The sequence below is a fragment of the Pseudomonas sp. G7(2022) genome (assembly GCF_052660475.1).
Genome location: NZ_CP109659.1, coordinates 3,896,924 through 3,923,312, shown reverse-complemented (window position 1 = coordinate 3,923,312; position 26,389 = coordinate 3,896,924). Strand labels below are relative to the sequence as shown.

Annotated in this window: 22 protein-coding genes; 12 read left to right on the top strand and 10 right to left on the bottom strand. The window is 60.2% G+C overall.

Annotated elements, in window-relative coordinates:
- The first annotated feature begins 14 nt into the window (after window positions 1-14).
- Window positions 15-1,397 (top strand): cysteine--tRNA ligase, encoded by a 1,383-nt coding sequence (cysS, locus tag NE357_RS17775; RefSeq protein ID WP_169430965.1) that lies wholly within the window; start codon window positions 15-17, stop codon window positions 1,395-1,397.
- A gap of 92 nt (window positions 1,398-1,489) precedes the next feature.
- Here the strand turns inward: cysS and NE357_RS17770 are convergent, their stop codons facing one another.
- On the bottom strand, window positions 1,490-2,362 hold the full coding sequence (locus NE357_RS17770) for an undecaprenyl-diphosphate phosphatase (protein ID WP_169430964.1): 873 nt from the start codon (window positions 2,360-2,362) through the stop codon (window positions 1,490-1,492).
- A 244-nt stretch (window positions 2,363-2,606) separates the two neighbouring features.
- Window positions 2,607-4,454 (bottom strand): sigma-54-dependent Fis family transcriptional regulator, encoded by a 1,848-nt coding sequence (locus tag NE357_RS17765; RefSeq protein ID WP_169430963.1) that lies wholly within the window; start codon window positions 4,452-4,454, stop codon window positions 2,607-2,609.
- 248 nt (window positions 4,455-4,702) lie between these two features.
- On the opposite strand from NE357_RS17765, the gene NE357_RS17760 reads away from it, so the two are divergent.
- The 6 genes from NE357_RS17760 to NE357_RS17735 are packed head-to-tail and all read left to right on the top strand — an operon-like array spanning window position 4,703 to window position 10,655.
- Window positions 4,703-5,797, top strand: coding sequence for an ABC transporter ATP-binding protein (locus tag NE357_RS17760; protein WP_169430962.1), 1,095 nt, complete (start codon window positions 4,703-4,705; stop codon window positions 5,795-5,797).
- Window positions 5,797-6,909, top strand: coding sequence for an ABC transporter ATP-binding protein (locus NE357_RS17755; RefSeq protein WP_169430961.1), 1,113 nt, complete (start codon window positions 5,797-5,799; stop codon window positions 6,907-6,909). The genes NE357_RS17760 and NE357_RS17755 overlap by 1 nt, the downstream gene beginning before the upstream one ends.
- A complete protein-coding gene (locus NE357_RS17750; RefSeq protein ID WP_007981247.1) occupies window positions 6,906-7,772 on the top strand; it encodes a carbohydrate ABC transporter permease in 867 nt (288 codons plus the stop codon). The genes NE357_RS17755 and NE357_RS17750 overlap by 4 nt, the downstream gene beginning before the upstream one ends.
- A gap of 9 nt (window positions 7,773-7,781) precedes the next feature.
- A complete protein-coding gene (locus NE357_RS17745; RefSeq protein ID WP_169430960.1) occupies window positions 7,782-8,582 on the top strand; it encodes a carbohydrate ABC transporter permease in 801 nt (266 codons plus the stop codon).
- A 10-nt stretch (window positions 8,583-8,592) separates the two neighbouring features.
- Complete coding sequence (locus NE357_RS17740) at window positions 8,593-8,865, top strand: DUF2160 domain-containing protein (protein ID WP_039767461.1); 273 nt, start codon at window positions 8,593-8,595, stop codon at window positions 8,863-8,865.
- A gap of 47 nt (window positions 8,866-8,912) precedes the next feature.
- On the top strand, window positions 8,913-10,655 hold the full coding sequence (locus tag NE357_RS17735) for an ABC transporter substrate-binding protein (protein ID WP_169430959.1): 1,743 nt from the start codon (window positions 8,913-8,915) through the stop codon (window positions 10,653-10,655).
- 43 nt (window positions 10,656-10,698) lie between these two features.
- On the opposite strand, the gene NE357_RS17730 is transcribed toward NE357_RS17735, so the two are convergent.
- The 6 genes from NE357_RS17730 to NE357_RS17705 all read right to left on the bottom strand — a co-directional run bounded on the left by NE357_RS17730 (window position 10,699) and on the right by NE357_RS17705 (window position 16,385).
- Window positions 10,699-11,577: an alpha/beta fold hydrolase gene (locus NE357_RS17730; RefSeq protein ID WP_169430958.1), complete on the bottom strand. Its 879-nt coding sequence runs from the start codon at window positions 11,575-11,577 to the stop codon at window positions 10,699-10,701.
- Window positions 11,574-12,524 carry a class I SAM-dependent methyltransferase gene (locus NE357_RS17725; RefSeq protein WP_169430957.1) on the bottom strand — a complete coding sequence of 317 codons (951 nt, stop codon included), beginning with the start codon at window positions 12,522-12,524 and terminating at the stop codon, window positions 11,574-11,576. The genes NE357_RS17730 and NE357_RS17725 overlap by 4 nt, the downstream gene beginning before the upstream one ends.
- Window positions 12,521-13,744 (bottom strand): YcaO-like family protein, encoded by a 1,224-nt coding sequence (locus tag NE357_RS17720; protein ID WP_169430956.1) that lies wholly within the window; start codon window positions 13,742-13,744, stop codon window positions 12,521-12,523. Before NE357_RS17720 ends, NE357_RS17725 begins: the two co-directional genes overlap by 4 nt.
- Before the next feature lie 50 nt (window positions 13,745-13,794).
- Entirely contained in the window at window positions 13,795-13,923 is a 129-nt protein-coding gene (locus NE357_RS17715; RefSeq protein WP_279382152.1) for a hypothetical protein, read from the bottom strand.
- A gap of 384 nt (window positions 13,924-14,307) precedes the next feature.
- Entirely contained in the window at window positions 14,308-15,714 is a 1,407-nt protein-coding gene (locus NE357_RS17710; protein WP_169430955.1) for a heavy metal sensor histidine kinase, read from the bottom strand.
- Window positions 15,711-16,385 carry a heavy metal response regulator transcription factor gene (locus NE357_RS17705; RefSeq protein WP_169430954.1) on the bottom strand — a complete coding sequence of 225 codons (675 nt, stop codon included), beginning with the start codon at window positions 16,383-16,385 and terminating at the stop codon, window positions 15,711-15,713. Before NE357_RS17705 ends, NE357_RS17710 begins: the two co-directional genes overlap by 4 nt.
- Before the next feature lie 409 nt (window positions 16,386-16,794).
- On the opposite strand from NE357_RS17705, the gene NE357_RS17700 reads away from it, so the two are divergent.
- The 5 genes from NE357_RS17700 to NE357_RS17680 all read left to right on the top strand — a co-directional run bounded on the left by NE357_RS17700 (window position 16,795) and on the right by NE357_RS17680 (window position 23,199).
- On the top strand, window positions 16,795-18,042 hold the full coding sequence (locus NE357_RS17700; RefSeq protein ID WP_169430953.1) for a TolC family protein: 1,248 nt from the start codon (window positions 16,795-16,797) through the stop codon (window positions 18,040-18,042).
- Window positions 18,043-18,091: 49 nt separating this feature from the next.
- A complete protein-coding gene (locus tag NE357_RS17695; RefSeq protein WP_169430952.1) occupies window positions 18,092-19,285 on the top strand; it encodes an efflux RND transporter periplasmic adaptor subunit in 1,194 nt (397 codons plus the stop codon).
- A 15-nt stretch (window positions 19,286-19,300) separates the two neighbouring features.
- Window positions 19,301-22,453, top strand: a complete 3,153-nt coding sequence (locus tag NE357_RS17690) for an efflux RND transporter permease subunit (RefSeq protein ID WP_169430951.1) — start codon at window positions 19,301-19,303, stop codon at window positions 22,451-22,453.
- 134 nt (window positions 22,454-22,587) lie between these two features.
- Window positions 22,588-22,788, top strand: coding sequence for a co-regulatory protein PtrA N-terminal domain-containing protein (locus tag NE357_RS17685; protein WP_169430950.1), 201 nt, complete (start codon window positions 22,588-22,590; stop codon window positions 22,786-22,788).
- Between the two features lie 78 nt (window positions 22,789-22,866).
- Complete coding sequence (locus tag NE357_RS17680; RefSeq protein WP_169430949.1) at window positions 22,867-23,199, top strand: DUF2790 domain-containing protein; 333 nt, start codon at window positions 22,867-22,869, stop codon at window positions 23,197-23,199.
- Between the two features lie 148 nt (window positions 23,200-23,347).
- Here the strand turns inward: NE357_RS17680 and NE357_RS17675 are convergent, their stop codons facing one another.
- Both NE357_RS17675 and nuoN read right to left on the bottom strand, forming a co-directional pair.
- Complete coding sequence (locus NE357_RS17675; protein WP_169430948.1) at window positions 23,348-24,673, bottom strand: OprD family porin; 1,326 nt, start codon at window positions 24,671-24,673, stop codon at window positions 23,348-23,350.
- Window positions 24,674-24,921: 248 nt separating this feature from the next.
- The gene (gene nuoN / locus NE357_RS17670) at window positions 24,922-26,385 is read right to left on the bottom strand and encodes an NADH-quinone oxidoreductase subunit NuoN (protein WP_169430947.1); all 1,464 of its coding nucleotides are present in this window, start codon (window positions 26,383-26,385) and stop codon (window positions 24,922-24,924) included.
- Between the last annotated feature and the right edge of the window lie 4 nt (window positions 26,386-26,389).

Sequence of the window (26,389 nt, the reverse complement as noted above, 5' to 3'; positions counted from 1 at the left end):
CTTAAGGAAACACCGTGCTTACGATCTACAACACGCTCACCAAGAGCAAAGAAGTCTTCAAGCCGCTGGATGGCAACAAGGTGCGCATGTACGTCTGCGGGATGACCGTGTACGACTACTGCCACCTGGGCCACGGCCGCAGCATGGTCGCGTTCGACCTGGTGACCCGCTGGTTGCGGTTCAGCGGTTATGACCTGACCTATGTGCGCAACATCACCGACATCGACGACAAGATCATCAACCGGGCCAACGAGAACGGCGAGTCGTTCGAAGCGTTGACCGAGCGCATGATCGCCGCGATGCACGAAGACGAAGCGCGCCTGAACATCAAGAAGCCGGACATGGAGCCGCGCGCCACGGATCACATCCCAGGCATGCACGCGATGATCCAGACCCTGATCGACAAGGGTTACGCCTACGCCCCGGGCAATGGCGACGTGTACTACCGCGTCGGCAAGTTCATGGGCTACGGCAAGCTGTCGCGCAAGAAGATCGAAGACCTGCGCATCGGTGCGCGGATCGAGGTCGACGAAGCCAAGGAAGATCCGCTGGACTTCGTGCTGTGGAAAGGCGTCAAGCCGGGCGAGCCGAGCTGGGAATCGCCGTGGGGCGCCGGGCGTCCGGGCTGGCACATCGAGTGCTCGGTGATGTCGACCTGCTGCCTCGGTGAGACGTTCGACATTCATGGCGGCGGCAGCGATCTCGAGTTCCCGCACCACGAAAACGAAATCGCCCAGAGCGAAGCGGCCACCGGCAAGACCTACGCCAACGCGTGGATGCATTGCGGCATGATTCGTATCAATGGCGAGAAGATGTCCAAGTCCTTGAACAACTTCTTCACCATTCGCGACGTGCTCGACAAGTACCACCCGGAAGTCGTGCGGTACCTGCTGGTGTCGAGCCACTACCGCAGTGCGATCAACTACTCGGAAGACAACCTCAAGGACGCCAAGGGCGCCCTGGAGCGTTTCTACCACGCGTTGAAAGGCCTGCCGAACGTGGCGCCGGCTGGCGGCGAAGCGTTCGTCGAGCGTTTCACCACGGTGATGAACGACGACTTCGGCACGCCGGAAGCCTGCGCGGTGCTGTTCGAGATGGTCCGTGAGATCAACCGCCTGCGCGAGAGCGACCTCGAGGCAGCGGCGGGTCTGGCGGCGCGCCTGAAAGAACTGGCCAGCGTGCTGGGTGTGTTGCAGCTCGAAGCCGATGACTTCCTGCAGGCCGGCGCCGCAGGGCGTGTCGATGCCGCCGAGGTCGAGGCGCTGATCGCTGCGCGTCTGGCGGCACGTGCCGGCAAGGACTGGGCCGAATCCGACCGCATCCGCGACCAGCTCACCGCCATGGGTGTGGTGCTGGAAGACGGCAAGGGCGGCACGACCTGGCGTCTGGCTGACTGATCCGCTCGGCATGTTTGTTCCCACGCTCAGCGTGGGAATGTTTCAAGAAAACAAAACCCGCCCAGTGCGGGTTTTGTTTTTTGCGGCGGGCCTCAGCTCAAGAGCCCGGTGCTGACCGCGACGATCAGGAAAATCCCGAGTGCAGCGCGGTAAATCACGAAAGGCCAGGTGGAGAACTTCTCCAGAAAGCGCATCAGGCCCCAGATCGCGAAAAACGCCGAGATACTGGCAATCACCAGACCGAAAATCAGGTGCGCCCAGGCTTGCGCCGGCAGTTGCGCATGGAACAACACCCACAACTCCTTCAAACCCGCCAGCGCGATGGCCGGCAATCCGAGCAGGAAGGAGAAGCGCGCGGCTTCTTCACGTTTGAAATTGAGGAACAGCGCCGCCGTCAGCGTCGACCCGGAGCGCGAAACGCCCGGAATCAGTGCCCCGATCTGAGCAATACCCACGATCAGCGCATCGCGCAGACGCATTTCGCCAACAGTGCGGCGGTGGCGGCACGTAAGTTCAGCGATGGCCAGCAATACCGCCATCACCACGGAGGAAATCCCGATCACCATCAAGCCGCGCAACGGCGAGTTGCAGGCGTTGAGCGTCGAGGACAAGGCGATGCCGGCAATACCGATGGGGATGGTCGCCAGCACGATGGCCACCGCAAGGACGAACCACTGATTGTTGAAATCCCGTTGTCGCACCGCCGCCAGACTGCCCGTGGCGACCTGTCTGACGTCCCGCCAGAAATAACTCACCACCGCGGCCAGTGCGGCCAGTTGCATGGCGGCGGAAAACGCCGAGCCGGGATCCGGCCAGCCGAGCAGGGCCGGGACGATGCGCATGTGGGCGGTGGAAGAAACGGGCAATAGCTCGGTGATGCCTTGAATGATGCCGAGGATGCCGATTTGCAGGTAATCGAGAGAAGCAAAGCCGGTATCAAGGCCGGTGGTGCAGATGTTGGTCAAAGAGCTTGTCCTGTGAGGGGCAGGAGGAGGGAGGTGTCTGGATCAAAGGTACGCAGCGAAAATCTGAAACATTTCGTCACAGTCTGGTCGGTGTGGTCAATGGGTGGGCTTGATGGTTGTTGATGGCCACACTGGCGTCATCGCGAGCAGGCTCGCTCCCACAGGGGATTCGTGTCGTAGACAAAACCGCAGATGACGAAAATTTAATGTGGGAGCGACGATTTGACGTGCCTTCGGCCGACGATCACTCAGCCTGACGCAAGCGCTTGTAGAGCGTATTGCGACTGACCCCCAACCGCCGCGCCAGATGAGAAATATTGCCCCCGGCCGCCTGCAGTTCCCGATTCAACGCCTCGCTGTCATTCAGATCGATCCCCAACGGTTCTGGCGTTTCCAGCGGCTCCATCTCCAGATCGACAAAGAAATCATCCGGCAGATGCTCAGGTCTTACCGGTTGCTCTTCGGCCATGGCCAGCGCGACCTGCATCACGCTACTGACCTGCCGCAGATTCCCCGGCCACGGATGACGATCGAACAACTCCAGCACTTCGCGACTCAATCCCGCCCATTGCGTCGGTTCGCGATGCTGTTCCCACAAGCGTTTGAACAGCGCTTGCTTGTCACTGCGCTCGCGCAGCGGTGGCAATTCAAGGGTCAAACCGCCGATGCGGTAATACAAATCCTCGCGGAATCGCCCCAGTTGCACCTGTTCCCTGAGCGAGCGGTTGGTAGCGGAGATGATCCGCAGATCCACCGGGAACAACTCACTGCTGCCCACCGGTTGCACACAGCGTTCCTGCAGTACCCGCAGCAATCGGGCCTGAGTCGGCAGCGGCATGTCGCCGATTTCATCGAGAAACAGCGTGCCTTTGTCGGCCTTGCGGATCAGGCCGATGCTGCCTTTCTGGTTGGCGCCGGTGAACGCACCTTTTTCGTAGCCGAACAGCTCGGACTCCACCAGTTCGGCGGGAATCGCCGCGCAGTTGACGGCGATGAACGCTTGTTTGCTGCGAGAGCTGGCCTGATGCAGTGCTTTGACGAAGACTTCCTTGCCAACCCCGGTTTCTCCGTGAATCAGCAGCGGAATGTCCTTTTCCAGCAGTCGCTCGGCCTGACGCACGGCTTTTTCCACGCGGCTGTCGCCGAAGTGCAGACTGCTCAGACTGATGGTCGTGGAGGTCGTAACTTGCGGTTCGGTGACTTTGGCTTCAGCAAACACCCGCGCCTGAATGGGCGCCTGTTTAGGCCGCTTCAACAAACACTGGAAACGATTGCGCCCGGAGGTCTGCAAGGCAAACGGCAAACCGTCCGGCTGATTGATCAACTCCAGCAATGACACCTTGAACAGGCTCTCGACACTCACCCGCGACAGTCGCACGCCCAACAGATTGTCGGCCCGGCGGTTGGCCGACAGCACCTGACCGCTCTCATCGAAAATCAGCAACCCTGCCCACTGGCTGTCGAGGTTGTTCAACCCGGTGTTGAAGGTCAGTTGGAAGTGCTGGCCATGGAACAGGTTGAGGATCAGCCGGTTTTCCACGGTCTGGCTCATCATCTTGACCATGCCGAGGGTGTGCGAGGGCGGCAGGTAGCTGTCGCTGGACACATCGAGTACGGCGATGACTTTGCGCTCGGCGTTGAAGATCGGTGCGGCGGAGCCGGTCATGAAACGGTTGGCCTTGAGGAAATGCTCATCGTGCTCGATGTGCACTGCCTGTTCGCAGGCCAGCGCTGTGCCGATTGCATTGGTGCCGCTGGCGTGTTCCATCCAGCTTGCCCCGGCCTGGAAGCCGCGCGCCAGGTTCGGCTCGATAAAGCGTTGGGTGCCCCAGGACGTCAGTACCTGGCCCTGATTGTCGGCCAGCATGATCAGGCAGTTGGAATTGCTCAGGATGTTTTCGTAGTACGGCAGCACTTCCTGATGGGTGGTCTGCACCAGCGAATGGTGGCTGTCGAGCAACTGCGCAATGCCGGAGGCGGGCAACTGGTCGAACGCCGGAGCACTTTGATGCTTGAGGCCGAAGGCGCGGCAACGGGACCAGGAGTCCTGAACGATGGCCTCGTGAGAAAGCGGCGGGACAGGTGCGGCCATGACAGTCAGCCTCTGAAAGCAGCGTTTTTATTATTGTTATGAGGCCCGTCGGGACCTGAAAGCATCGATAGAGTGTTGTTCACTATTGTTCATTGTCAATCGTTGAACTGTTCAAATGTGTTCAGCAATGAAGGTGGTTTGCCCGTGTTTTCGGCGATTTTCGCGGCGAATCAACGGCTTGGGATTTCTGGCACGAATGTCGCTCTACTGCACACGTCGCTTGACTCCAATAATAAAAAGGCCGAGCCATGTCACTCACCCTGGAGCACGTCAGCCGCATCGTCGAGGGCCAGACCTGGATCGACGATGCGAACCTGAAATTCGAAGCCGGATCCTTCAACGTCCTGCTCGGACGGACGCTGTCGGGCAAGACCAGCCTCATGCGTTTGATGGCCGGTCTGGACAAGCCCGACAGCGGTCGCATTCTGATGAACGGCGTCGACGTCACCCAGCGTCCGGTGCGTCTGCGCAACGTGTCGATGGTCTATCAGCAGTTCATCAATTACCCGACCATGACGGTGTTCGAAAACATCGCCTCGCCGTTGCGTCAGGCCGGGATCTCCAACGAGCAGATCCAGAGCAAGGTGCAGGAAACCGCGAAGATGCTGCGCATCGAGAAATTCCTGAAGCGCTATCCGCTGGAACTGTCCGGCGGCCAGCAACAGCGCACAGCCATGGCCCGGGCGCTGGTCAAGGATGCCGAACTGATCCTGTTCGACGAGCCGCTGGTCAACCTCGATTACAAACTGCGCGAAGAATTACGCCAGGAAATGCGCGAGCTGTTCAAGGCGCGCCACACCATCGCCATCTACGCCACCACCGAACCCAACGAAGCGCTGGCGCTGGGCGGCACCACCACCATTCTTCATGAAGGCCGGGTGATCCAGAGCGGCCCGTCGACCGAGGTCTATCACCAGCCGCAAACGGTGCTGGCGGCCGAATTGTTCTCCGAGCCGCCGATCAACCTGATGCCGGGGCGTATTGCGGGCAACGAAGTGAGCTTTGCCAATTTCGTGCACTTCCCGTTGAACGTCGATCTGCGGCCGGTGGGCGAGGGCGAGTTCCGTTTCGGTGTGCGTCCGAGCCACATCTCACTGGTCCCGAGCAACGACGATGACCTCGAATTGGCCGTGACCGTCGAGGTGGCGGAAATCAGCGGTTCGGAAACTTTCCTGCATGTGCGCAACGAGCATTTCCTGCTGGTGCTGCACTTGCCCGGCGTTCACGAATATGACGTCGATGCGCCGATCCGCATCTACATCCCGACCCATAAACTGTTTGTGTTCGATGCACAGGGCCGTCTGGTGCAGGCACCGGGCCGGCGCGTCGCGAGGGTTGCCTGATGGCCGAAATCCGTTTGCAACACCTCGCCCACAGTTACAGCAAGAACCCGAGCGGGGCGGAAGACTACGCGATCCGCGAAATGGACCACATCTGGGAGCAGGGCGGCGCCTATGCCTTGCTCGGGCCGTCGGGTTGCGGCAAGTCGACCTTGCTCAACATCATTTCCGGCCTGCTCAGCCCGTCTCAGGGGCATGTGTTGTTCGACGGCAAAGCGGTCAACGACCTGACTCCGGAGAAACGCAACATCGCCCAGGTTTTCCAGTTTCCGGTGGTCTACGACACCATGACGGTGTTCGACAACCTGGCTTTCCCGCTGCGCAATCAGGGCATGGCCGAGGCGAAAGTCCACAGCAAGGTCCAGGAAATCGCCGAAGTCCTTGACCTGCAAAACCTGTTGAGCAAAAAGGCACGCAACCTCACCGCCGACGAAAAACAGAAAGTTTCCATGGGCCGTGGTCTGGTGCGCGACGACGTCTCGGCGATCCTGTTCGACGAGCCGCTGACGGTGATCGACCCGCACCTGAAATGGAAACTGCGGCGCAAGCTCAAGCAGATCCACGAGCAGTTCAACATCACCATGGTCTACGTCACCCACGATCAACTGGAGGCCTCGACCTTCGCCGACAAGATCGCGGTGATGTACGGCGGCCAGATCGTCCAGTTCGGCACGCCACGGGAATTGTTCGAGCGGCCGAGTCATACCTTTGTCGGTTATTTCATCGGCAGTCCGGGGATGAACCTGATCGAGGTGCAGCCGCAACCGGGCGGGGTCGGTTTCAACTCGACCCACCTGCCGCTTTCCGACGCCTTGCAGCGCCATATCGAACACGGACAGTGGAAAAACCTGAAGGTCGGCATCCGCCCCGAGTTCATTCATGTGTGGGACGAGCCTTTCGATGACGCGATGCGGGCGCGGGTCGTACACGTCGAAGACCTTGGCACCTACAAGATCATGACCCTGGATCTGGACGGCGCACCGCTGAAGGTGCGTCTGGCCGAAGACAAACCGGTGCCGCAGGGCACGGCGTACATCAGTTTCCCGGCGCAGTGGCTGATGGTCTACGCCGACGAATTTCTGCTGGATGCCACCGAAAGCGAGGTACAGCCATGAACAAGGTGCAGAACAACAAGGCCTGGTGGCTGGTGTTGCCGGTGTTTCTGCTGGTGGCCTTCAGTGCGGTGATCCCGATGATGACCGTGGTCAATTATTCGGTGCAGGACATCTTCGACCAGTCGAGCCGCTACTTCGTCGGTGCCGACTGGTACAAGCAGGTGCTGCTCGATCCGCGTCTGCACGATTCGTTGCTGCGCCAGTTCATCTATTCGGCGTGCGTGCTGCTGATCGAAATCCCACTCGGGATCGCCATTGCCCTGACCATGCCGACCAAGGGCCGCTGGTCGTCGGTGGTGTTGATCGTGCTGGCGATTCCGTTGCTGATTCCCTGGAACGTGGTCGGCACCATCTGGCAGATCTTCGGCCGTGCCGACATCGGTCTGCTCGGTTCGAGCCTCAACGCCATGGGCATCAGCTACAACTATGCGGCCAACACCATGGACGCCTGGGTCACGGTTCTGGTGATGGACGTGTGGCACTGGACCTCGCTGGTGGCGCTGCTGTGTTTCTCGGGGTTGCGGGCGATTCCCGATGTGTATTACCAGGCGGCGCGGATTGATCGGGCCTCGGCCTGGGCGGTGTTCCGTCACATTCAATTGCCCAAGCTGAAAAGCGTGCTGCTGATCGCGGTGATGCTGCGCTTCATGGACAGCTTCATGATCTACACCGAGCCCTTCGTGCTCACTGGTGGCGGACCGGGCAATGCCACGACCTTCTTGAGTCAGACCTTGACCCAGATGGCTGTAGGCCAATTCGACCTGGGGCCGGCGGCAGCCTTTTCGCTGGTGTACTTCCTGATCATCCTGCTGGTGTCCTGGCTGTTCTATACCGCCATGACCCACAGCGATGCCAACCGCTGAGGCCCGGCCATGAGCAAAAGAAAGCTTGTTCCACTGCTGCTCTACATCCTGTTCCTGCTGGTGCCGATCTACTGGCTGCTGAACATGTCGTTCAAGAGCAACACCGAAATCCTCGGCGGCCTGACGCTGTTCCCCCAGGATTTCACCTTCCACAACTACAAGGTGATCTTCACCGATCCGAGCTGGTACACCGGTTATCTCAACTCGCTGTACTACGTGAGCCTGAACACGGTGATTTCCCTGAGCGTGGCGTTGCCGGCGGCTTATGCGTTTTCCCGTTATCGCTTTCTCGGCGACAAGCACCTGTTCTTCTGGCTGCTGACCAACCGCATGGCGCCGCCGGCGGTGTTCCTGCTGCCGTTCTTCCAGCTGTATTCGTCGATCGGTCTGTTCGACACCCACATCGCCGTGGCGCTGGCGCACTGCCTGTTCAACGTGCCGCTGGCGGTTTGGATTCTCGAAGGGTTCATGTCCGGGGTGCCGAAGGAAATCGACGAAACCGCCTACATCGACGGCTACAGCTTTCCCAAGTTCTTCGTGAAGATCTTCATTCCGCTGATCGGCTCCGGCATCGGGGTGACGGCGTTTTTCTGCTTCATGTTTTCCTGGGTCGAACTGCTGCTGGCGCGCACGCTGACCTCGGTGAACGCCAAGCCGATCGCGGCGGTGATGACGCGCACGGTGTCGGCGTCCGGCATCGACTGGGGCGTGCTGGCCGCGGCGGGGGTGCTGACCATCCTGCCGGGCATGCTGGTGATCTGGTTTGTTCGCAACCACGTGGCCAAGGGCTTTGCCCTGGGCCGGGTCTGAGGAACTGATGATGGAATGGATGAGCTGGACCGTCCCGACGGCGGCGTTTTTCATCGTTATAGGTTTGATCCTGGTGGGCATGACCACCTGGGAACTGCGCTCGCCAAGCATCCTGCGGCGCGGGTTTCTGCCGATTGCCACTACCCGTGGCGATCGCTTGTTCATCGGTCTTCTCGGCAGCGCCTACCTGCATCTGCTGGTCATCGGCGTGACCGACTGGAGCATCTGGGTGGCGTCCGCGTTGTCCCTGGTGTGGCTGTTGGCTGTGATGCGTTGGGGCTAGTCGAATCGCTCGGCAATGTTGCTCCAGAACTTAAACAGGAGGTCTCTATGTTCGACAAAAACAATAAGCTGCGACATAGCATTTCATTGGCAGCCATGCTGGCACTCAGCGGTTTGAGCGCAACCGCCTGGGCCGATGCGTACGAAGACGCGGCAAAAAAATGGATCGGCAGCGAGTTCAAGCCGTCGACCCTGACACCCGAGCAGCAACTTGAAGAACTGAAGTGGTTCATCAAGGCCGCCGAGCCGTTCCGCGGGATGGACATCAAGGTCGTCTCGGAAACCCTGACCACCCACGAATATGAATCCAAGGTGCTGGCCAAGGCCTTCAGCGAAATCACCGGGATCAAGCTGACCCATGACCTGCTGCAGGAGGGCGACGTCGTGGAAAAAATGCAGACGGTGATGCAGTCGGACAAGAACATCTACGACGGCTGGGTCAACGACTCGGACCTGATCGGTACGCACTTTCGCTACGGCAAGACTGAATCGATCACCGACCTGATGGCCAACGAAGGCAAGAACTTCACCTCGCCGACCCTCGACATCAAAGACTTCATCGGCATCTCCTTCACCACTGCGCCGGACGGCAAGATCTATCAATTGCCTGACCAACAGTTCGCCAACCTGTACTGGTTCCGTGCCGACTGGTTCGAACGTGCCGACCTGAAAGCCAAGTTCAAGGAAAAGTACGGCTATGAGCTGGGCGTGCCGGTGAACTGGTCCGCCTATGAAGACATCGCCAAGTTCTTCAGCGAAGACGTCAAGGAAATCGACGGCAAGCGCATCTACGGGCACATGGACTACGGCAAGAAAGACCCGTCGCTGGGCTGGCGCTTCACCGATGCCTGGTTCTCCATGGCCGGTGGCGGCGACAAGGGCTTGCCCAACGGTTTGCCGGTGGACGAGTGGGGGATTCGCGTCGAGGACTGCCATCCGGTAGGCTCCAGCGTGACCCGCGGCGGCGACACCAACGGCCCGGCGGCGGTGTTCGCCACCACCAAATACGTCGACTGGCTGAAGAAGTACGCGCCACCGGAAGCGGCGGGCATGACCTTCTCCGAGTCCGGCCCCGTGCCGTCCCAGGGCAACATCGCCCAGCAGATTTTCTGGTACACCGCGTTCACCGCCGACATGACCAAACCGGGCCTGCCGGTGGTCAACGCCGATGGCACGCCGAAATGGCGCATGGCGCCGTCGCCGCGCGGACCGTACTGGGAAGAGGGCATGAAGTTGGGTTATCAGGACGTGGGTTCCTGGACTTTCATGAAGTCCACGCCTGAGAAACAGAAGCTCGCGGCCTGGCTGTACGCGCAGTTCGTAACCTCGAAAACCGTGTCGCTGAAGAAAACCATTGTCGGCCTGACGCCAATCCGCGAGTCGGACATCAACTCGCAAGCCATGACCGACCTGGCACCGAAACTCGGTGGTCTGGTGGAGTTCTACCGCAGCCCGGCCCGGGTGCAATGGACGCCGACCGGCACCAACGTGCCGGACTATCCACGTCTGGCACAACTGTGGTGGAGCCACATCGCCGAAGCCGCCAGCGGCGACAAGACCCCACAACAGGCGCTCGATGGTCTGGCCAAGGATCAGGACGCGATCATGACCCGCCTGGAACGCTCCAAGGCCCAAGCAGTGTGCGCACCGAAAATGAACCCCGAGCGCGACGCACAATACTGGTTCGACCAACCGGGCGCACCAAAACCGAAACTGGCCAACGAGAAGCCGAAGGGCGAAACCGTGAGCTACAACGAACTGCTCAAGTCGTGGGAGGCGGCGCGCAAGTAAGCGTTTTTGCGGGACGGAACGGCACCTTCGGGTGCCGTTTTTTTCAGCCCTCGATTTCACGTTTCACCGCCCGGCGCACCGCTTTGAGGATGGCGTTTTCAAAGGCGTTGTGCCCGGCGTGCAGCAAACGGCAGTGAATGTCCATCCGTTGCCTGAGCCAGCGCACGCTGGCCATGCCGAAGGTATCGCGGATGCCCTGGATCAGCAGGGTGTTGTCATCGAGGATCAGGTCATGGTCCCGTGGCCGGAAGAAATAGCCTTGGAGGTGGTAATGCAGCTCCAGACGGATCGCGAGCACCGCTTCCTGATCGACAAAACTCTCCAGCGTACCGGGGCAAACCGTCTGCCCCGTACGGCGCAAAAGAGCATTCAACCATTCGATGGCGGCGACGCGCTGTTGCAGTGGACAGCCTTCGCCGAGTATCCGGAAGATGTCCCTGGCGCGATGGCCTGACGCAGTTTGCGGCGATTGCGTCAGCCCCTCATTGAGTGACCGGTCATAAGCCCGGACATTGGCGGCGAAAGGTACGAACACCGAAACCAGTGTGGTTTTCAGAAGGTGCTGCGGATAGCGCTGCTGGTACTGGATCGCCAGCCAACTGCCCCAGGAAACACCGAGCACACTGATTTTTTCGAAGCCGAAGTGCTGGCGCAGGGCGTCAATGTCTTCGACACAAAGGCCGGTGGTGTTGTCGCGCAGTTCGCCGTAGGGCGTCGAGCGCCCGCATCCGCGCTGATCGAACAGGATGATGTCGAAACGGCGCAGATCGAAGAAGTCCAGATGATGACGGCTGCAGCGCCCGCCGGGACCGCCATGCAGGAAAAACACCGGTTCGCCTCCCGTAATGCCATGGCGTTCCCAATAGAGTTGATGGCCATCGCCGGTCGGGTAATAGCCTCTGCTTTGCAGGGAAAAGGTCATGCTGACAGGACCTTCAGACGATAGAACTGGAACAGTTCGACCTGCCCCGGGCGCGCTGCAACGCTGGACTCCAGTTGCAGGTGATGGGTGGCAGCGAGCCAGGCGACAGGGATCAGCACCGGCGTGTGACCAAAGACGAGGATCGTGCCGCCAGGCTTGACGCAGCGGATCAGCGACTCGAATGCGGTTCGGGCTTCTCGGCGGGTCAAGACCTCGGCGTTCAGGAAGCGCAGGATCAACACATCGCAGTGAATCCCGGCATCAAAGGCCTCACTCGCGTCGAGCAAGCGGAACTCGACGGGTGTCCTCCCATGAGCTCGTCGGGCGTGTTCGATCATCGAGGCTGAGCGATCAGTCCCCAGGCACAGACAGTCGGGGAGGGCGCGGGCGACATGGGCGATGAATTCACCCGTGGAGCAGGCCGGGTCGTAAATCAACGCGCCGGTTTTTGTGATCGCCTGGAGCAATCCGGCACAGTGCTCGCGCAAGTGTTGTTCATCGGTGTTCAACTGTTCGGCCAGTGATTCGTTGCATTGCCAGAACTCTGCCGGACAGACTGCTTCCCGGCCTGCTGCGTCAACGATCGGAAACGGAAACAGAATCTCGCTGTCAGCCTGACGCAATGCTCGTTCGAAGGTTTGCACTTTCTGTTCGGCGGAGACCGTCCGATAGCCGATCGACAAACCTTCATCACCCCACAATGAGTGGAGATGCGGACCCAGCAACATGCAGGGTTCAAGTACGCTGCCGGCCTGCCATCGAAACTGCCGGTCACGTTGCAGGCGTTTGCGGCCAACCCAGACTTCGTCGTGCAACCGCAGGAAAAAAAGGTGGTGCAATCCGTTGCCTGGCGGTTCGAGGTAATGGCCGACGCCACCGTTCTCGTTCAGGTGACGGGGCATGGAACGGGCCAGTGCCAGCTCACGGGTTTGATCGAGTCGGTTCATGGGACTGATCTTTCCAGCGTTCGTCCCCGGGCCTGCGGGATGACAACATTGCCGCTGGAAACAACAAAGAAACGCTCCAGCCCGGGAATCACCACGTTGAGCAGGGTTGTGCCGAACTCGGTTTGCTGCAGGATCGAAGCACCCAGCGTACGACCGTGGTTTTGCAGGTCTTGAGTCAGCAAGTGAAGTTGATCGTCCACCGACAGCTCTTCAATTGAACCGGGCAGTTTCACTTCGTGCTGCGGGCAGCGATGCAACAGCGTCTGCGGATCGAACTGCGCACAGCGCAGCAGGCGCGGGAAGGGCTGCAGGTTGCGCAGTGCATTGGTCAGCGTCCGATGGTATTCGGGCTCGGCGGCGCTCAGTTGCAATTGCACCAGTTCACTGAGCGCACGCGATGCAGCGTGGCGCGGATCAAGTGAACAGCCACTGCCGTAGACCTGTGGATGAGACCCCGGCTGCGTTGTGAAGGCCAGAAAGGTTCGTGCCTTGAATTCGCTGCTGATATCCACCAGCACGATTTCTCCGCCGATTTCCTGTTCGGCATCGGTCCACAGACGGCCGAGGTCGTCGTGGTCACTGAGACGAGCCACTCTTCGCAGGGGTGGGTGATTCTCGTAATAGAAATGGTTGAGCAGAAACAGCGATACCGCATCGCGCTCGATGCATTCGTTGGCGGCATGCAACAACGCCTCGCTGTAAGTGGCGCCAATGGCGGTGCCGCTGTTGCTGGCGTAGCGTCGCACGGCGCTGCAGTCCGCAGTGCCCGGTGACGAAGGCTGACGTGAACCGTTTGGCAAAGTCAGCGCCACCGGATAGGAAAAACGGTCATGCCACGGAGGACAGACATAGGTCCTGCAGATGATGCGCGCGTTTTGCTGACAGGTGAGCCTGTGCACAAGCGAGTCATCGGCAAAGATCGGTGTGTCTTTGAAGTAATGCTCTGTCTCGTGGTGAACCTCGGTCGCGAAGTGTTCATCCGTCCAATAATGCTCAAGCGCTTCATAGAGTGCGCCCAGGTGTGCCTGATCCGCATAACCCTTGCCGCAGCCACGGGCATGACGGTTGTCGCTGCCGTGAAGAATCGCCTCAACGGCAACGACCTTGCTGCCGAGTGTACGGGTTACCGGCGTGAGGCCCAGTCGTGAAAGCTCGGCCTGAATACGTCGCTCTGCCTGATCGGCCGTCAGCTCACGCTCGGCCATCCATGTCTTGTCCATGATGTCTTTCCTGGAAAGTCCGCAGGGGCGCGAGGCCCCTGCGGGTCATGTCACTCGGCGCTCAGTTCCGCCCGTTCTTCTTCGGTCAGTTGCAGTGCTTCAATCTGCTCCGCCGAGGGCGTTTCCTGCTCTTCAAGTTCATCGATAGGGTTTGCGTTCCAGCTGCCCATGTAGCCCATGAGGTTTCTCCTTGGTTATTGTTTGAGTGTGCTGGTGCAAGCACGAGTCGAATCTAAGAGCGCAGCGACGGTGGGGTCAAAAATGTCCAGACGTTTCCGTTCGCGGTTTTTAACCGCCCTGAAATACGTACTGATAAATCTTGAAGGGATGCGTCGGGATCACCGAAAACGCTTGTTTTAGAGGGGGTTGGCTGAGTGCAAAAAGGCGAACGAAACGATCAGGAACCAACCGTCTGCGAAGTTTTTTCCCTGTCTTTGTCAGACGTTTCATCGTGAGGCTGCCGCAAAATCCCACTGAAGGATTTACATGGCGCTATGGCGTACTTGTGCGGTGATTTTTCAGACGGAAATTGAGAAAACACCGCACAAATCTGTTTGAGGGTTTTAGTGCTTTTCCGCGAACACGGGGAACACCAGGCTGAATACCGTCATCGCCCCCGGGCGGCTTTGCACCTGCGTGGTGCCCTGATGCAGGGTCATGATCGAGCGCACGATGGCCAGCCCCAGACCGGTGCTGCCCTGCGAGCGGGTGCGACTGCTGTCGACGCGGTAAAAACGGTCGAACAGATGCGGCAAGTGCTGCGCTTCGATGCCAGCGCCGGGATTGCTCACTCGCAGTGCCACCTGTGTCGGCGCCTGTTCAATGAACAGCGAAACGGTTTTGCCGGCGGGGCAGTGGCGCAGGGCGTTGGACAGCAGGTTGGATATCGCCCGCTGGATCATCAAGCGGTCGCCCGAAACCTGAGCACTGCCGACCACCTTCAGATGGATTTGCTTGTCTTGCGCCGGGAGGGAAAACAGATCGGCCACCCGTAACGCCTCGTTTTCCAGCGCAATCGGCTCGAACGACGCGTGTGCCATCGGCTGGCTGGCCTGGGCCAGGAACAACATGTCCGAGACAATCCGCGCTACCCGCTCCAGCTCCTCGGTGCACGACACCAGAACGTCGGTGTATTCCTCGACCGTGCGCTCGCGTGAAAGCGTTACCTGAGCCTTGCCCATCAAATTGTTGATCGGCGTGCGCAGCTCGTGGGCCAGATCATCGGAGAACTGCGACAACTGCTGCACACCGCTGTCCAGGCGATCGAGCATGACGTTGATGCCTTGCGCCAGTTCGCTCAGTTCCTGAGGCATGTTCACCACCGACAACCGGTGGTCGAGGTCCTGGGTGGTCACCCGGGCCGCCACTTTGCGAAACTCGCGCAGCGGCGCCAGTCCGCGCTGCACCGCGCCCCAGGCGGTCAGGCCGATGAACACCAGGAGCAACGGCAAGGCAATCAGCGTCGAGCGCAGGTAGGCGCTGAGCAACGCCTGATCGTGGGCATTGTCCATCGACAGCAACACCGGTACGTTGCTGCCGTCCTTCAGGCGAATCAATTTCGAGGCGGTGAGAAATTTCGCACCTTCGGCATCGAAGCTGTCGGTATAGGACAACTGATCGGTCGTCGCCCGCACCGCTTTCAATTCAATCCGTGGGTCCGTCAATCCCGACCCGGACTTGAGCAGCGGCGAGCGCAGGTTGCCTCGGTCATAAATCGTCAGCGTCAGGTTGTCATGCCCCATGACCTGATCGAGCAGAATGTGCGGCTTGCTGCTGACTTCATTGGCATCGACGTACAGCGAGAGGCTGTGTTCCACCTGCGCCATCTTCTTTTCCAGGCTGTCCCGGGACAATGCATCGAGCTCATGAGTCAGGGCGAAATACGCAAGGATCGCCAGGAACACCACCAGCAACGCACCAAGAGTACTGACGGTCAGACCCAATCGCAGCGACAGGCTGGCGGGCTTCATTCCCGTGCCTCCAGCACATAGCCGACACCGCGCAGGGTGTGGATCAGTTTGCTGTCGAACGGGTCGTCGATCTTCGCCCGCAAGCGGCGGATCGAGACTTCGACCACGTTGGTGTCGCAGTCGAAGTTCATGTCCCATACCAACGAGATGATTTGAGTGCGGGTCAGCACTTCGCCGGACTGGCGCATCAGCAGATGCAGCAGGGCGAATTCCTTGGTGGTGAGGTCGATACGCTGGGTGCCACGAAAGGCCCGGTGACGGCCCGGATCGAGTTCCAGATCGGCGACCTTGAGTACTTGCGGCACCGGGATGTTTTCGCTGCGGCGCATCAAGGTGCGTACCCGCGCCAGCAATTCCGGGAATTCGAACGGCTTGACCAGATAGTCGTCGGCGCCCAGATCCAGGCCCCGGATCTTGTCTGCCAGGCGACCGCGTGCGGTGAGCATCATCACTCGCGTGGAATGGGTGCGGCGCAGTTGCTCCAGCACGCCCCAACCGTCGAGTTCCGGCAGATTCACATCCAGAATGATCAGGTCATAAACCTGTTGTTGGGCCAGGTGCAAACCATCCGCGCCATTAATGGCGTGGTCAACGATATAACCACTTTCGGTCAGGCCCTGATGCAAGTATTCGGCAGCTTTAAGCTCGTCCTCGACGACAAGGATTCGCATGATCTTTCACCACTTTTATTCAATGGATATTTAATTAAGGTGGCCGGGAAAGTTATTGTTTTTGTTGGGGCTTCCGGACGGTTTCAATAACGGGATGGCGTGCAAGGTAAAGGCTGTAGTGGCTACAGAGTCAACGCCTGAGTCCTTTAAAACAGCCGTCCGCGACAGCCTGTCGCAGCGAAGTGGTCAATTTTTCATGACTTCCATTTCGGCAAGTGCTGTTCGGCTGATAACTAATATGCATTTGTTTCGGTGTGTTGCAGCAAAGCCATTCGAACTTCGAATCCTAGAGCAAAACAACTTCAATTAACCGTGGATAACGGATTTGTAATGTTCACGTCACCTTGTCGATAAGTTCAAAACCCTACCGTGGCGCCATCAACGATTCTTGATTGAAGGAAGTCTTCCATTGCCCGGTTTAATTGAACTGACGGCGCGCTCACGCCTGAAAAAAACCGCCAGCGGCCTCTTGTTGCTGGCCTGCACAGGCCTTGCCAGTGCATCGACCCTGACGCTGGATCAGGCGCTGCAAACCGCGTTCGCCGGCAACCCGGAGCTGGCCGCCGCGCAGTGGGAAATCGGCATTGCCGAAGGTGACCGCAAACAGGCCGGGCTGATCCCCAATCCCGAGGTTTCGTGGGAGGCTGAAGACACTCGGCGCCAGTCACGCACCACCACGGTGATGCTCAGTCAGCCGATCGAGCTGGGCGGCAAGCGTGGTGCGCGGATTGATGTGGCGAGTCGTGCGCAGGATGCCGCCGGCATCGAGCTGGAGCGCAAGCGCAACGCACTGCGCGCCGACGTGCTTCAAGCGTTCAATGGCGCGCAAACTGCGCAGCAACGTTTGCAACTGGCCCGGCAGTCGCTGCAGCTCGCCGAGCACGGTTTGCGTGTGGCGCAGGGGCGGATCGAGGCGGGCAAGTCGTCGCCGGTCGAAGGCACACGGGCGCAAGTGCAGCTTTCGCAAGTGCGCCTGGAGCTAAGCCGCGCTGAGCGCGATCAGGCCAATGCGTACCAGCAATTGGCCCAGGTCATGGGCGCACCGTTGCCGACGTCGACCACGGTGCAGACCGCGACTCAAAGCCTGCCCAGCGTACCGACGCCCAGCCGTTTGCTTGAGCGCCTGAACGAGACGGCGGAGCTGCGCCTGGCCAGGTTGCAGATCGATCAGCGCGAGGCGTCGCTGGGGCTGGAAAAGTCCCAGCGGATACCCGATCTCACCGTCAGCATCGGCAGCCAGTACAGCGAAACCGAGCGCGAGCGGGTCAACGTGGTCGGGCTGTCGATGCCGATTCCGCTGTTCAACCGCAATCAGGGCAATGTGCTGGCGGCGGCGCGGCGTGCCGATCAGGCACGGGACCTGCGCAACGCCACTGAGCTGCGCCTGCGCACGGAAATCCAGACCACGCTGGAGCAGTGGCAGACCGCCAACGGCGAAATCAAGGCGTTCAATCAGACCATCCTGCCCGCCGCGCAAAGTGCGGTGGACAGCGCCACTCGCGGTTTCGAAATGGGCAAGTTCGGCTTCCTCGACGTGCTCGACGCCCAGCGCACGTTGATCGCCGCTCGCAGCCAATACATCCAGGCGGTGAGCGAGGCCACCGACGCCCAAGTCCGCATCGAACGCATCTTCGGCGACCTCAGCGCCAACCCTTGAATTTCAACCTTCTGATCACTGCGCGACGGTACGGCGCAGAGGAGTTTCCATGGATAAAAAACTGATCGTGGTCGCTGCGGCGACCTTGGCGCTGGGCATTGGCATCGGCTCGATGTGGGGCGGCAGTGGGTCTATCGATGCGCATGCCGATGAAGCGGCGGAACACGCCGATCACGCCGAAGAAGGCGCCGCCGCTGACGGCGAGCATGGCGAAGAAGGGCACATCGAATTGACTGCCGAGCAGATCGCGGCGGCGGGGATTCAACTGGCCGCCGCCCAGGCGCAGAACTTCAGCCTCGGTCTGTCATTCCCCGGCGAAGTGCGCTTCGACGAAGACCGCACCGCGCATGTGGTGCCGCGCGTACCGGGCGTGGTCGAGTCAGTGTCGGTCAATCTCGGGCAGTCGGTGAAGAAAGGTCAGTTGCTGGCCGTGATCGCCAGCCAGCAGATCTCCGATCAGCGCAGCGAGCAGGCGGCCGCGCAACGCCGTCTGGCTCTGGCCCGCACGACGTTCGAGCGCGAGAAAAAACTGTGGCAGGACAAGATTTCCGCCGAGCAGGATTTCCTTCAGGCGCGTCAGGCCCTGGAAGAAGCCGAAATCGCCGTGAGCAACGCCCGGCAAAAGATCAGTGTGCTCAGCGGCAGTGTGGTCGCCACTGGCGGCAATCGTTATGAACTGCGGGCGCCGTTCGATGGCGTGGTGGTGGAAAAACACCTCACGCCGGGGGAGGTGGTCGATGAAACCACGGCGGCGTTCACGCTCTCGGACTTGTCCCGGGTGTGGGTCACGTTCGGCGTTTCGCCCAAGGAGCTGAACAAGGTGCAAGTGGGCAAACCCGTCACCGTCAGTGCGGCGGAATTGAACGCCGAAGTCAGCGGCACCGTGGCTTACGTCGGCAGCCTGCTCGGCGAACAGACCCGCACCGCGACCGTGCGCGTGACGTTGGAAAACCCGCAAGGCTCATGGCGCCCGGGCCTGTTTGTCACCGCGCTGGTCGCCACCGACAGCCGTCAGGCCAAAGTCGCCGTGCCGGAAACCGCGATCCAGACCTTCGAGGACAAACCCACGGTATTCGTGCGCACCGACGACGGCTTCAAAGCGCAAGCGGTGGAGCTGGGCAGTCGGGCGGCGGGGCAAGTGGAAGTCACCGCCGGGCTGGAGCCGGGCGTGCAAGTCGCCAGCGCCGGCAGCTTCGTCCTCAAATCGGAGCTGGGCAAAGCCTCGGCCGAGCACAGTCATTAATCGCGGAAGACTCCCATGTTCGAACGCCTGATCCAGTTTGCCATCGAGCAGCGCATCATCGTGCTGCTCGCCGTTCTGCTCATGGCCGGCCTCGGCATCGCCAGTTATCAGAAGCTGCCGATCGACGCTGTGCCTGATATCACCAACGTCCAGGTGCAGATCAACACCGGTGCGGCGGGGTTCTCGCCGCTGGAGACCGAGCAGCGCATCACCTTCCCGATTGAAACCGCGATGGCCGGTCTGCCGGCGCTGGAGCAGACCCGCTCGCTGTCGCGCTCGGGGTTGTCCCAGGTCACGGTGATCTTCAAGGACGGCACTGATCTGTTCTTTGCCCGGCAATTGGTCAACGAACGCTTGCAGTCCGCCAAGGAGCAATTGCCCGAAGGTGTGGAAGCGGTGATGGGGCCGATCTCAACAGGGCTCGGCGAGATCTTTTTGTGGACGGTCGAGACCAGGGAAGGTGCGCTGAAGGACGACGGCACGCCCTACACGCCGACCGACTTGCGGGTGATTCAGGACTGGATCATCAAGCCGCAACTGCGCAACGTCCCCGGCGTGGCCGAGATCAACACCATCGGCGGTTTTGCCAAGGAATACCAGATCGCGCCCGACCCCAAAAAACTTGCGGCCTACAAGCTGACCCTCAGCGATCTGGTAACGGCGCTGGAGCGTAACAACGCCAACGTCGGCGCCGGCTACATCGAACGCAGCGGCGAGCAATTGCTGATTCGCGCGCCGGGGCAGGTGGCGAGCACCGAGGACATCGCCAATATCGTCATGGCCAATGTCGACGGCACGCCGATCCGCATCAAGAACGTCGCCACCGTGGAGATCGGTCGTGAGCTGCGCAGCGGCGCCGCCACGGAAAATGGCCGTGAAGTGGTGCTGGGCACCGTGTTCATGTTGATCGGTGAAAACAGCCGCACGGTCTCCCAGGCCGTCGCCGCCAAGCTCGAACAGATCAACAAATCCTTGCCCGGCGGCGTGATCGCGGTGCCGGTGTACGACCGCACGCATCTGGTCGACAAGGCCATCGCCACGGTGAAGAAGAACCTCGTCGAGGGCGCGATTCTGGTGATCGCGATTTTGTTTTTGTTTCTCGGCAACATCCGCGCCGCGCTGATCACGGCGATGGTGATTCCGCTGTCGATGCTGTTCACCTTCACCGGCATGTTCAGCAACAAGGTCAGCGCCAACCTGATGAGCCTCGGCGCGCTGGACTTCGGCATCATCGTCGACGGCGCGGTGGTGATCGTCGAAAACACCCTGCGACGGCTGGCTCATGCGCAGCAGCATCACGGGCGACTGTTGACGCGATCCGAGCGTTTCCATGAAGTGTTTGCGGCGGCAAAAGAGGCGCGGCGACCGCTGATTTTCGGACAGCTGATCATTATGGTGGTGTACCTGCCGATCTTCGCCTTGAGCGGTGTCGAAGGGAAAATGTTCCACCCGATGGCGTTCACCGTGGTCATCGCGTTGCTCGGCGCAATGCTGTTGTCGGTGACGTTTGTACCGGCGGCGATTGCGCTGTTCGTGACCGGCAAGGTCAAGGAAGAAGAGGGCGTGGTGATGCGCGGCGCACGTCGTGTTTATGCACCGGCGCTGGCCTGGGTCATGTCCCATCGGGCGATGGCGGTCGGCGCGGCGCTGGGGGTGATTGTGCTCAGCGGTGTGATCACCAGCCGCATGGGCAGCGAGTTTGTGCCGAGCCTCAGCGAAGGTGATTTTGCCTTGCAGGCATTGCGCGTGCCGGGCACCAGCCTGACGCAATCGGTGGACATGCAGCAGCGTCTGGAAACGCTGATCCTGAATAAAGTACCGGAAGTCGAGCGGGTGTTCGCCCGCACCGGCACCGCCGAAATCGCTTCCGACCCGATGCCGCCGAACATCTCCGACAGCTACGTGATGCTCAAGCCCAAAGAACAATGGCCGGACCCGGGCAAGTCCCGCGAAACTCTGATGGCCGAACTGCAACAGGCCGCCGCGACGTTGCCGGGCAGCAACTATGAATTGTCGCAGCCGATCCAGTTGCGCTTCAACGAACTGATCTCCGGCGTGCGCAGCGACGTGGCGGTCAAGGTGTTCGGTGATGACATGGACGTGCTCAACGACACGGCGACAAAGATTGCCGCCGCGATGCAGAAGGTCGACGGTGCGTCCGAGGTCAAGGTCGAACAAACCAGCGGTCTGCCGGTGCTGACCATCAACATCGATCGCGATAAGGCCGCGCGTTACGGGCTCAACGTCGGCGATGTACAGGACACCATTGCGGTGGCTGTCGGTGGGCAGAAGGCCGGGACAATGTACGAAGGTGATCGCCGGTTCGACATGGTCGTGCGTTTGTCCGACGCGATGCGCAAGGACATCGACGGGTTGTCGGCGCTGCTGATCCCGGTGCCGGCGGCGGGTGGTGATGCCTCCAGTCAGATCGGCTTCATTGCGCTCAAGGACGTGGCCAGCCTCGATCTGGTGCTGGGGCCGAATCAGGTCAGCCGCGAGAACGGCAAGCGCCTGGTGATCGTCAGCGCCAACGTGCGTGGGCGTGACATCGGTTCTTTCGTCGCCGAGGCGGGCGAAGTGATCGAGCGCGACGTGCAGGTGCCGCCGGGTTACTGGACCACCTGGGGCGGGCAGTTCGAGCAACTGCAATCGGCGGCCAAGCGCTTGCAGATCGTGGTGCCGGTGGCGTTGCTGCTGGTGTTCGGGTTGCTGTTCATGATGTTCAACAACCTCAAGGACGGCTTGCTGGTGTTTACCGGGATTCCGTTTGCGCTGACCGGCGGGGTCATGGCGTTGTGGCTGCGGGACATTCCTTTGTCGATTTCGGCGGGTGTCGGTTTTATTGCGTTGTCCGGTGTGGCGGTGCTTAACGGGCTGGTGATGATCGCGTTCATTCGCAACTTGCGAGAGGAGGGGCGCTCGCTTGCCGACGCGATCAACGTCGGTGCACTGACTCGGTTGCGCCCGGTGTTGATGACGGCGCTGGTGGCGTCCCTGGGCTTCATTCCGATGGCCCTGGCGACCGGCACCGGGGCCGAGGTGCAGCGACCGCTGGCGACGGTGGTGATTGGCGGGATCCTGTCCTCGACCATTCTCACGTTGCTGATCCTGCCGGCGCTGTATCAGATTGCGCACCGTCGGGACGAGGAATCGCCCACGGCGGTCTAGTCACTTTTTGCCTCAACAACAGGCCCGCCCATGCGGGCCTTTCTACATGACGGATATGTAATTTCGGCGCCACCGTCACGAAAGGTTCGGATTGTTACCTTGATCCCGTCAGTTACTTGAATGAGGAATCAACGATGAAACTTGCACAGATTGGCGCGTTTGCCGTGGCTCTGATGATGTCTTCCCTGGTGTTGGCCGAAGGTGGCGGCGACCGCACTTTCGAAAAAATGATGGCTGCCAATGGCCGCTCGATGGAGGTGTTTGCCGCCAGGGAAAAGGCCCGTGATCCGGTCGTTGTGAACGACAAGAAGGACGACAAGACCCAAGACCTGTAAGCGTGCTGCCAGTGAATGAGCCCGTCATCGCGCATCGATGGTGGGCTTTTTTATGAGTTTGTTTTGAGGGAGATGGATATGAAGCTTCTCAAGTGGATGGCGTTCACCGGTGTCATGGCAATGTCTTGGAATGCGCTGGCCGAAGGCGGTGGCGACAGAACGTTCGACCGGGCGCTCAGCGCCAACACCAAAGCCATGGAGCAGTACGCGGCCAGTCAGGGCAAAGCGGCACCGGTGGTCAAGGAATACGAGTACGGAATGAAGCTGGACGTGAAAAAAGTGGTGAGTGTTGTCCGGCCGAAAAATGAATGTGCGGTGGTGCCGGCCGCGATGACTTACGAAGACTCCAAGGGGCAGCTCAATACGGTCACCTACAGCGTGATGGGCAACTGTCGTCAGCAGGGTGGATAGCGTCTGTAACGGCTCAAGCGCCCGGTTCATATTCAGTGAGTCGGGCTTTTTTTCAGGCATAAAAAGGCGTCCCGAAGGACGCCAAAGATTCACCTCTTACCAAAGGAGCAAGGAGCTTCTAAAGGTGAATGGGCATTGCTCGTGAAACTCAGAGAATCGCCAGCGGGTATTCGACGATCACCCGCACTTCGTCCAGGTCCGATTCGAATGCGGTGGCCCGGGTGGTGGCCTGGCGCAGACGCAGCGACAGATCTTTCATCGAACCGCTTTGCACCACGTATTTGACTTCGATGTCACGCTCCCAGCGTTTCTGATCGGTCAGCGGATTACCGTCGGCATCACGGCGCATGTACACGGCGTTGGCGTTGGAGTAGTCGGCGTCGGTGCCGCGTGCGTAACGGGTCATGAACGACAGGCCCGGCACACCATAGGTGGTCATGTCGACGTCGTAGCGGACCATCCAGGAGCGCTCTTTCGGCGAGTTGAAGTCGCTGTACTGGATCGAGTTGTCGAGGAAGATCGAGTCGGACTGGCGCAGGTAATCGAAGTCGTCGTTGCCGTTGTTGCGCTGGTGGGAGAGCGCGACCGAGTGGGCGCCAAGCTTCACGCCGACGCGGCCGCTCCAGATGTTGTTGTCGAACTGACCGAGCAACTGTTTGCCTTCATCGACTGCCTTGTAATAGTTCAGGCCACCGAACAGCGACAGGTCATCCGATAGCGGATACGTCCAGGTGGTGCCGGCGTAATACTGGTTCCAGGCATCTTTGAGGCGACTGGAGTACAGGCTGAAACTCAGGTTTTTGTTCAGCGCATAATCGCCGCCGCCGTAAGCGATCCAGGGCGAGTTGACCGGGCCGGCATAGAAGGTCGCGAAGTTTTCGCGCATGTCGCTGGACACCGGCTGGCTCATCGCATGCAACCGGCCGCCCTGGATCGACAGACCTTCGATGCTGGTGTTGGTCGCCGTCACGCCGCGAAAGCTTTCCGGCAGCAGTCGCGAATCACCTGCTGCAACCACCGGGTTGGCCGGGAACACGTCGCCGACTTTCACCACCGTATCGAAGGCCCGCACTTTGGCGGCACCACCGATCTTGGTGTATTCGTCCCGTGCTTTGCCTTCGCTGTCGACCGGCAATACATCGAACGAACTGCGGCCACCGTTGCGTCCGTCACCGGTGTCGAGTTTCAGGCCGATCATCGCGAAAGCATCCACCCCGACCCCGACAGTGCCTTGGGTGAAGCCAGATTCGAACTTGCTGATGACCGCATGGGCCCAGGCCTCGGAATAACCATTGCCGGTGGGACTGGACTGGCCGTTGCGGTGATCACGATTGAAATAGAAGTTGCGGTTGAGTACCGACAGGCTGCTGCCTTCGATAAACCCTTCGGGTTTGTCTTCTGCAAACACCATGGACGGCCCGGCGCCGACGACCACTGCTAAAGCGGCCATCGATATTTTTGTGTTGTTAACCATCAATCACTCCTGAGTTCGGCAGAACGGGAACGTGCTTCGGCGTGGGTTTTATTGTTCGACGGGCAAGGGCCCGCCTGTAGGGTCGCCGGGTGACATCGTTGCAGGCTGCGGATAACGCGGAGGTGATTGGGGGATTACAATTTTGTTAGGTGGGTGCGGAAAGGGCAGGGCACTCGTAATGAATTCCCCAAACGCAAAAACGGCACCCGAAGGTGCCGTTTCTGTTTGTAGCCATTCCAGCAGAGCAATCAGCCCGCCAGACCCGCCTGCTGAACCAGGGTCAGCAACGGCTGCGGGTAAACACCCAGGAAGAACGCAACCACAGCGATCGCCAGCAGCATCACGCCGCCTGCTTTCTGTTCCCAGTGCAGTTGGGCGTCGTGGCGGCGCAGGTTCGGTTCGATCAGGTACAGGGTGACCATCACGCGCAGGTAGTAGAACACGCCGATGGCGCTGCCCAGTACCAGCGAACCTACCAGCCACCATTGGTGAGATTCGACACCGGTGGCGATGATGTAGAACTTGCCGATGAAGCCTGCAGTCAGCGGGATACCGGCCAGGGACAGCATCATCACGGTCAGTACGGCGGTCAGGTACGGACGGCGCCAGAACAGGCCGCGGTATTCGTACAGGGCGTCTGCGTCACGGCCGTTGTACGGCGAGGACATCAGGGTGATCACACCGAAGGCGCCGAGGCTGGTGATCACGTAGGTGACCAGGTACACGCCGATGGCTTCCACTGCCAGACCCTTGCTCGCCACCAGTGCGATCAGCAGGTAGCCGAAGTGCGCGATGGACGAGTAACCGAGCAGACGCTTGAGGTTGCTCTGGGTCAGGGCCAGCAGGTTACCGAACAGGATCGAGGCGATGGCGATGATGGTCAGCACGTTGCTCAAAACGCCACTGCTGGCGGCAGGGGAGATCTGGAACAGACGAACCATGACCGCGAACACAGCCACTTTCGACGCGGTGGCGAGGAACGCGGCCACTGGTGCCGGAGCACCTTCGTACACGTCCGGCGTCCACAGGTGGAACGGTACCAGCGACAGCTTGAATGCCAGACCGATCAGCATCATGCCCAGGCCCAGTTGCGCCAGCGAGCTTGGCAGGCCGGTCGCGGCCAGTGCCTGACCGATACCGACGAAGCTCAGCGAACCCGAGTCGGCGTACAGCAGCGCCATACCGAACAGCAGGAACGCGGAACCGGCGGCCGATAGCACCATGTACTTGATGCCGGCTTCCAGCGAACGCTTGTTGAAGAAGGCGTAGGCCACCAGACCGTAGACCGGCACCGACAGCAGTTCCAGACCGATGAACAAGCCGGCCAGGTGCTGCGCGCTGACCAGAACCAGGCCACCGGCGGCGGCCATCAGGATCAGCAGGTACAGTTCTTCACGGTTGCCCGGGTAACCCGAACCGCCATCGCCGAGGTAGGCGTGGGCGAGGGTGACGCAAGCGAGGGTGGCGACCAGGATCAGCGCCATGTACAGGCAGGCAAAGGTGTCGATCTGCAGCAATGGAGTCACGGCCAGAGGCGCGACTTTCAGGGCCGGCAGGATCGACAGCAAGGCCAGGTTCAGACCCGCCACCGAAATCAGGAAGGTCTGCGAGTGGTTGCGGCGCCAGGCGATTGCCAGCATCACCACGATAATGGTGAGGCTGGTGATCAACAGTGGCGCAAGCGCAATAAAGTGTTGAATCGTGAATTCCATAGCG

Excerpts from the sequence above, each read along its gene's own strand:
- NE357_RS17765 (WP_169430963.1), bottom strand. The coding sequence starts at position 4,454 with ATGGCCGCACCTGTCCCGCCGCTTTCTCACGAGGCCATCGTTCAGGAC.
- NE357_RS17760 (WP_169430962.1), top strand. The coding sequence starts at position 4,703 with ATGTCACTCACCCTGGAGCACGTCAGCCGCATCGTCGAGGGCCAGACC.
- NE357_RS17755 (WP_169430961.1), top strand. The coding sequence starts at position 5,797 with ATGGCCGAAATCCGTTTGCAACACCTCGCCCACAGTTACAGCAAGAAC.
- NE357_RS17750 (WP_007981247.1), top strand. The coding sequence starts at position 6,906 with ATGAACAAGGTGCAGAACAACAAGGCCTGGTGGCTGGTGTTGCCGGTG.
- NE357_RS17745 (WP_169430960.1), top strand. The coding sequence starts at position 7,782 with ATGAGCAAAAGAAAGCTTGTTCCACTGCTGCTCTACATCCTGTTCCTG.
- NE357_RS17740 (WP_039767461.1), top strand. The coding sequence starts at position 8,593 with ATGGAATGGATGAGCTGGACCGTCCCGACGGCGGCGTTTTTCATCGTT.
- NE357_RS17735 (WP_169430959.1), top strand. The coding sequence starts at position 8,913 with ATGTTCGACAAAAACAATAAGCTGCGACATAGCATTTCATTGGCAGCC.
- NE357_RS17730 (WP_169430958.1), bottom strand. The coding sequence starts at position 11,577 with ATGACCTTTTCCCTGCAAAGCAGAGGCTATTACCCGACCGGCGATGGC.
- NE357_RS17725 (WP_169430957.1), bottom strand. The coding sequence starts at position 12,524 with ATGAACCGACTCGATCAAACCCGTGAGCTGGCACTGGCCCGTTCCATG.
- NE357_RS17720 (WP_169430956.1), bottom strand. The coding sequence starts at position 13,744 with ATGGACAAGACATGGATGGCCGAGCGTGAGCTGACGGCCGATCAGGCA.
- NE357_RS17715 (WP_279382152.1), bottom strand. The coding sequence starts at position 13,923 with ATGGGCTACATGGGCAGCTGGAACGCAAACCCTATCGATGAACTTGAA.
- NE357_RS17710 (WP_169430955.1), bottom strand. The coding sequence starts at position 15,714 with ATGAAGCCCGCCAGCCTGTCGCTGCGATTGGGTCTGACCGTCAGTACT.
- NE357_RS17705 (WP_169430954.1), bottom strand. The coding sequence starts at position 16,385 with ATGCGAATCCTTGTCGTCGAGGACGAGCTTAAAGCTGCCGAATACTTG.
- NE357_RS17695 (WP_169430952.1), top strand. The coding sequence starts at position 18,092 with ATGGATAAAAAACTGATCGTGGTCGCTGCGGCGACCTTGGCGCTGGGC.
- NE357_RS17690 (WP_169430951.1), top strand. The coding sequence starts at position 19,301 with ATGTTCGAACGCCTGATCCAGTTTGCCATCGAGCAGCGCATCATCGTG.
- NE357_RS17685 (WP_169430950.1), top strand. The coding sequence starts at position 22,588 with ATGAAACTTGCACAGATTGGCGCGTTTGCCGTGGCTCTGATGATGTCT.
- NE357_RS17680 (WP_169430949.1), top strand. The coding sequence starts at position 22,867 with ATGAAGCTTCTCAAGTGGATGGCGTTCACCGGTGTCATGGCAATGTCT.
- NE357_RS17675 (WP_169430948.1), bottom strand. The coding sequence starts at position 24,673 with ATGGTTAACAACACAAAAATATCGATGGCCGCTTTAGCAGTGGTCGTC.
- nuoN (WP_169430947.1), bottom strand. The coding sequence starts at position 26,385 with ATGGAATTCACGATTCAACACTTTATTGCGCTTGCGCCACTGTTGATC.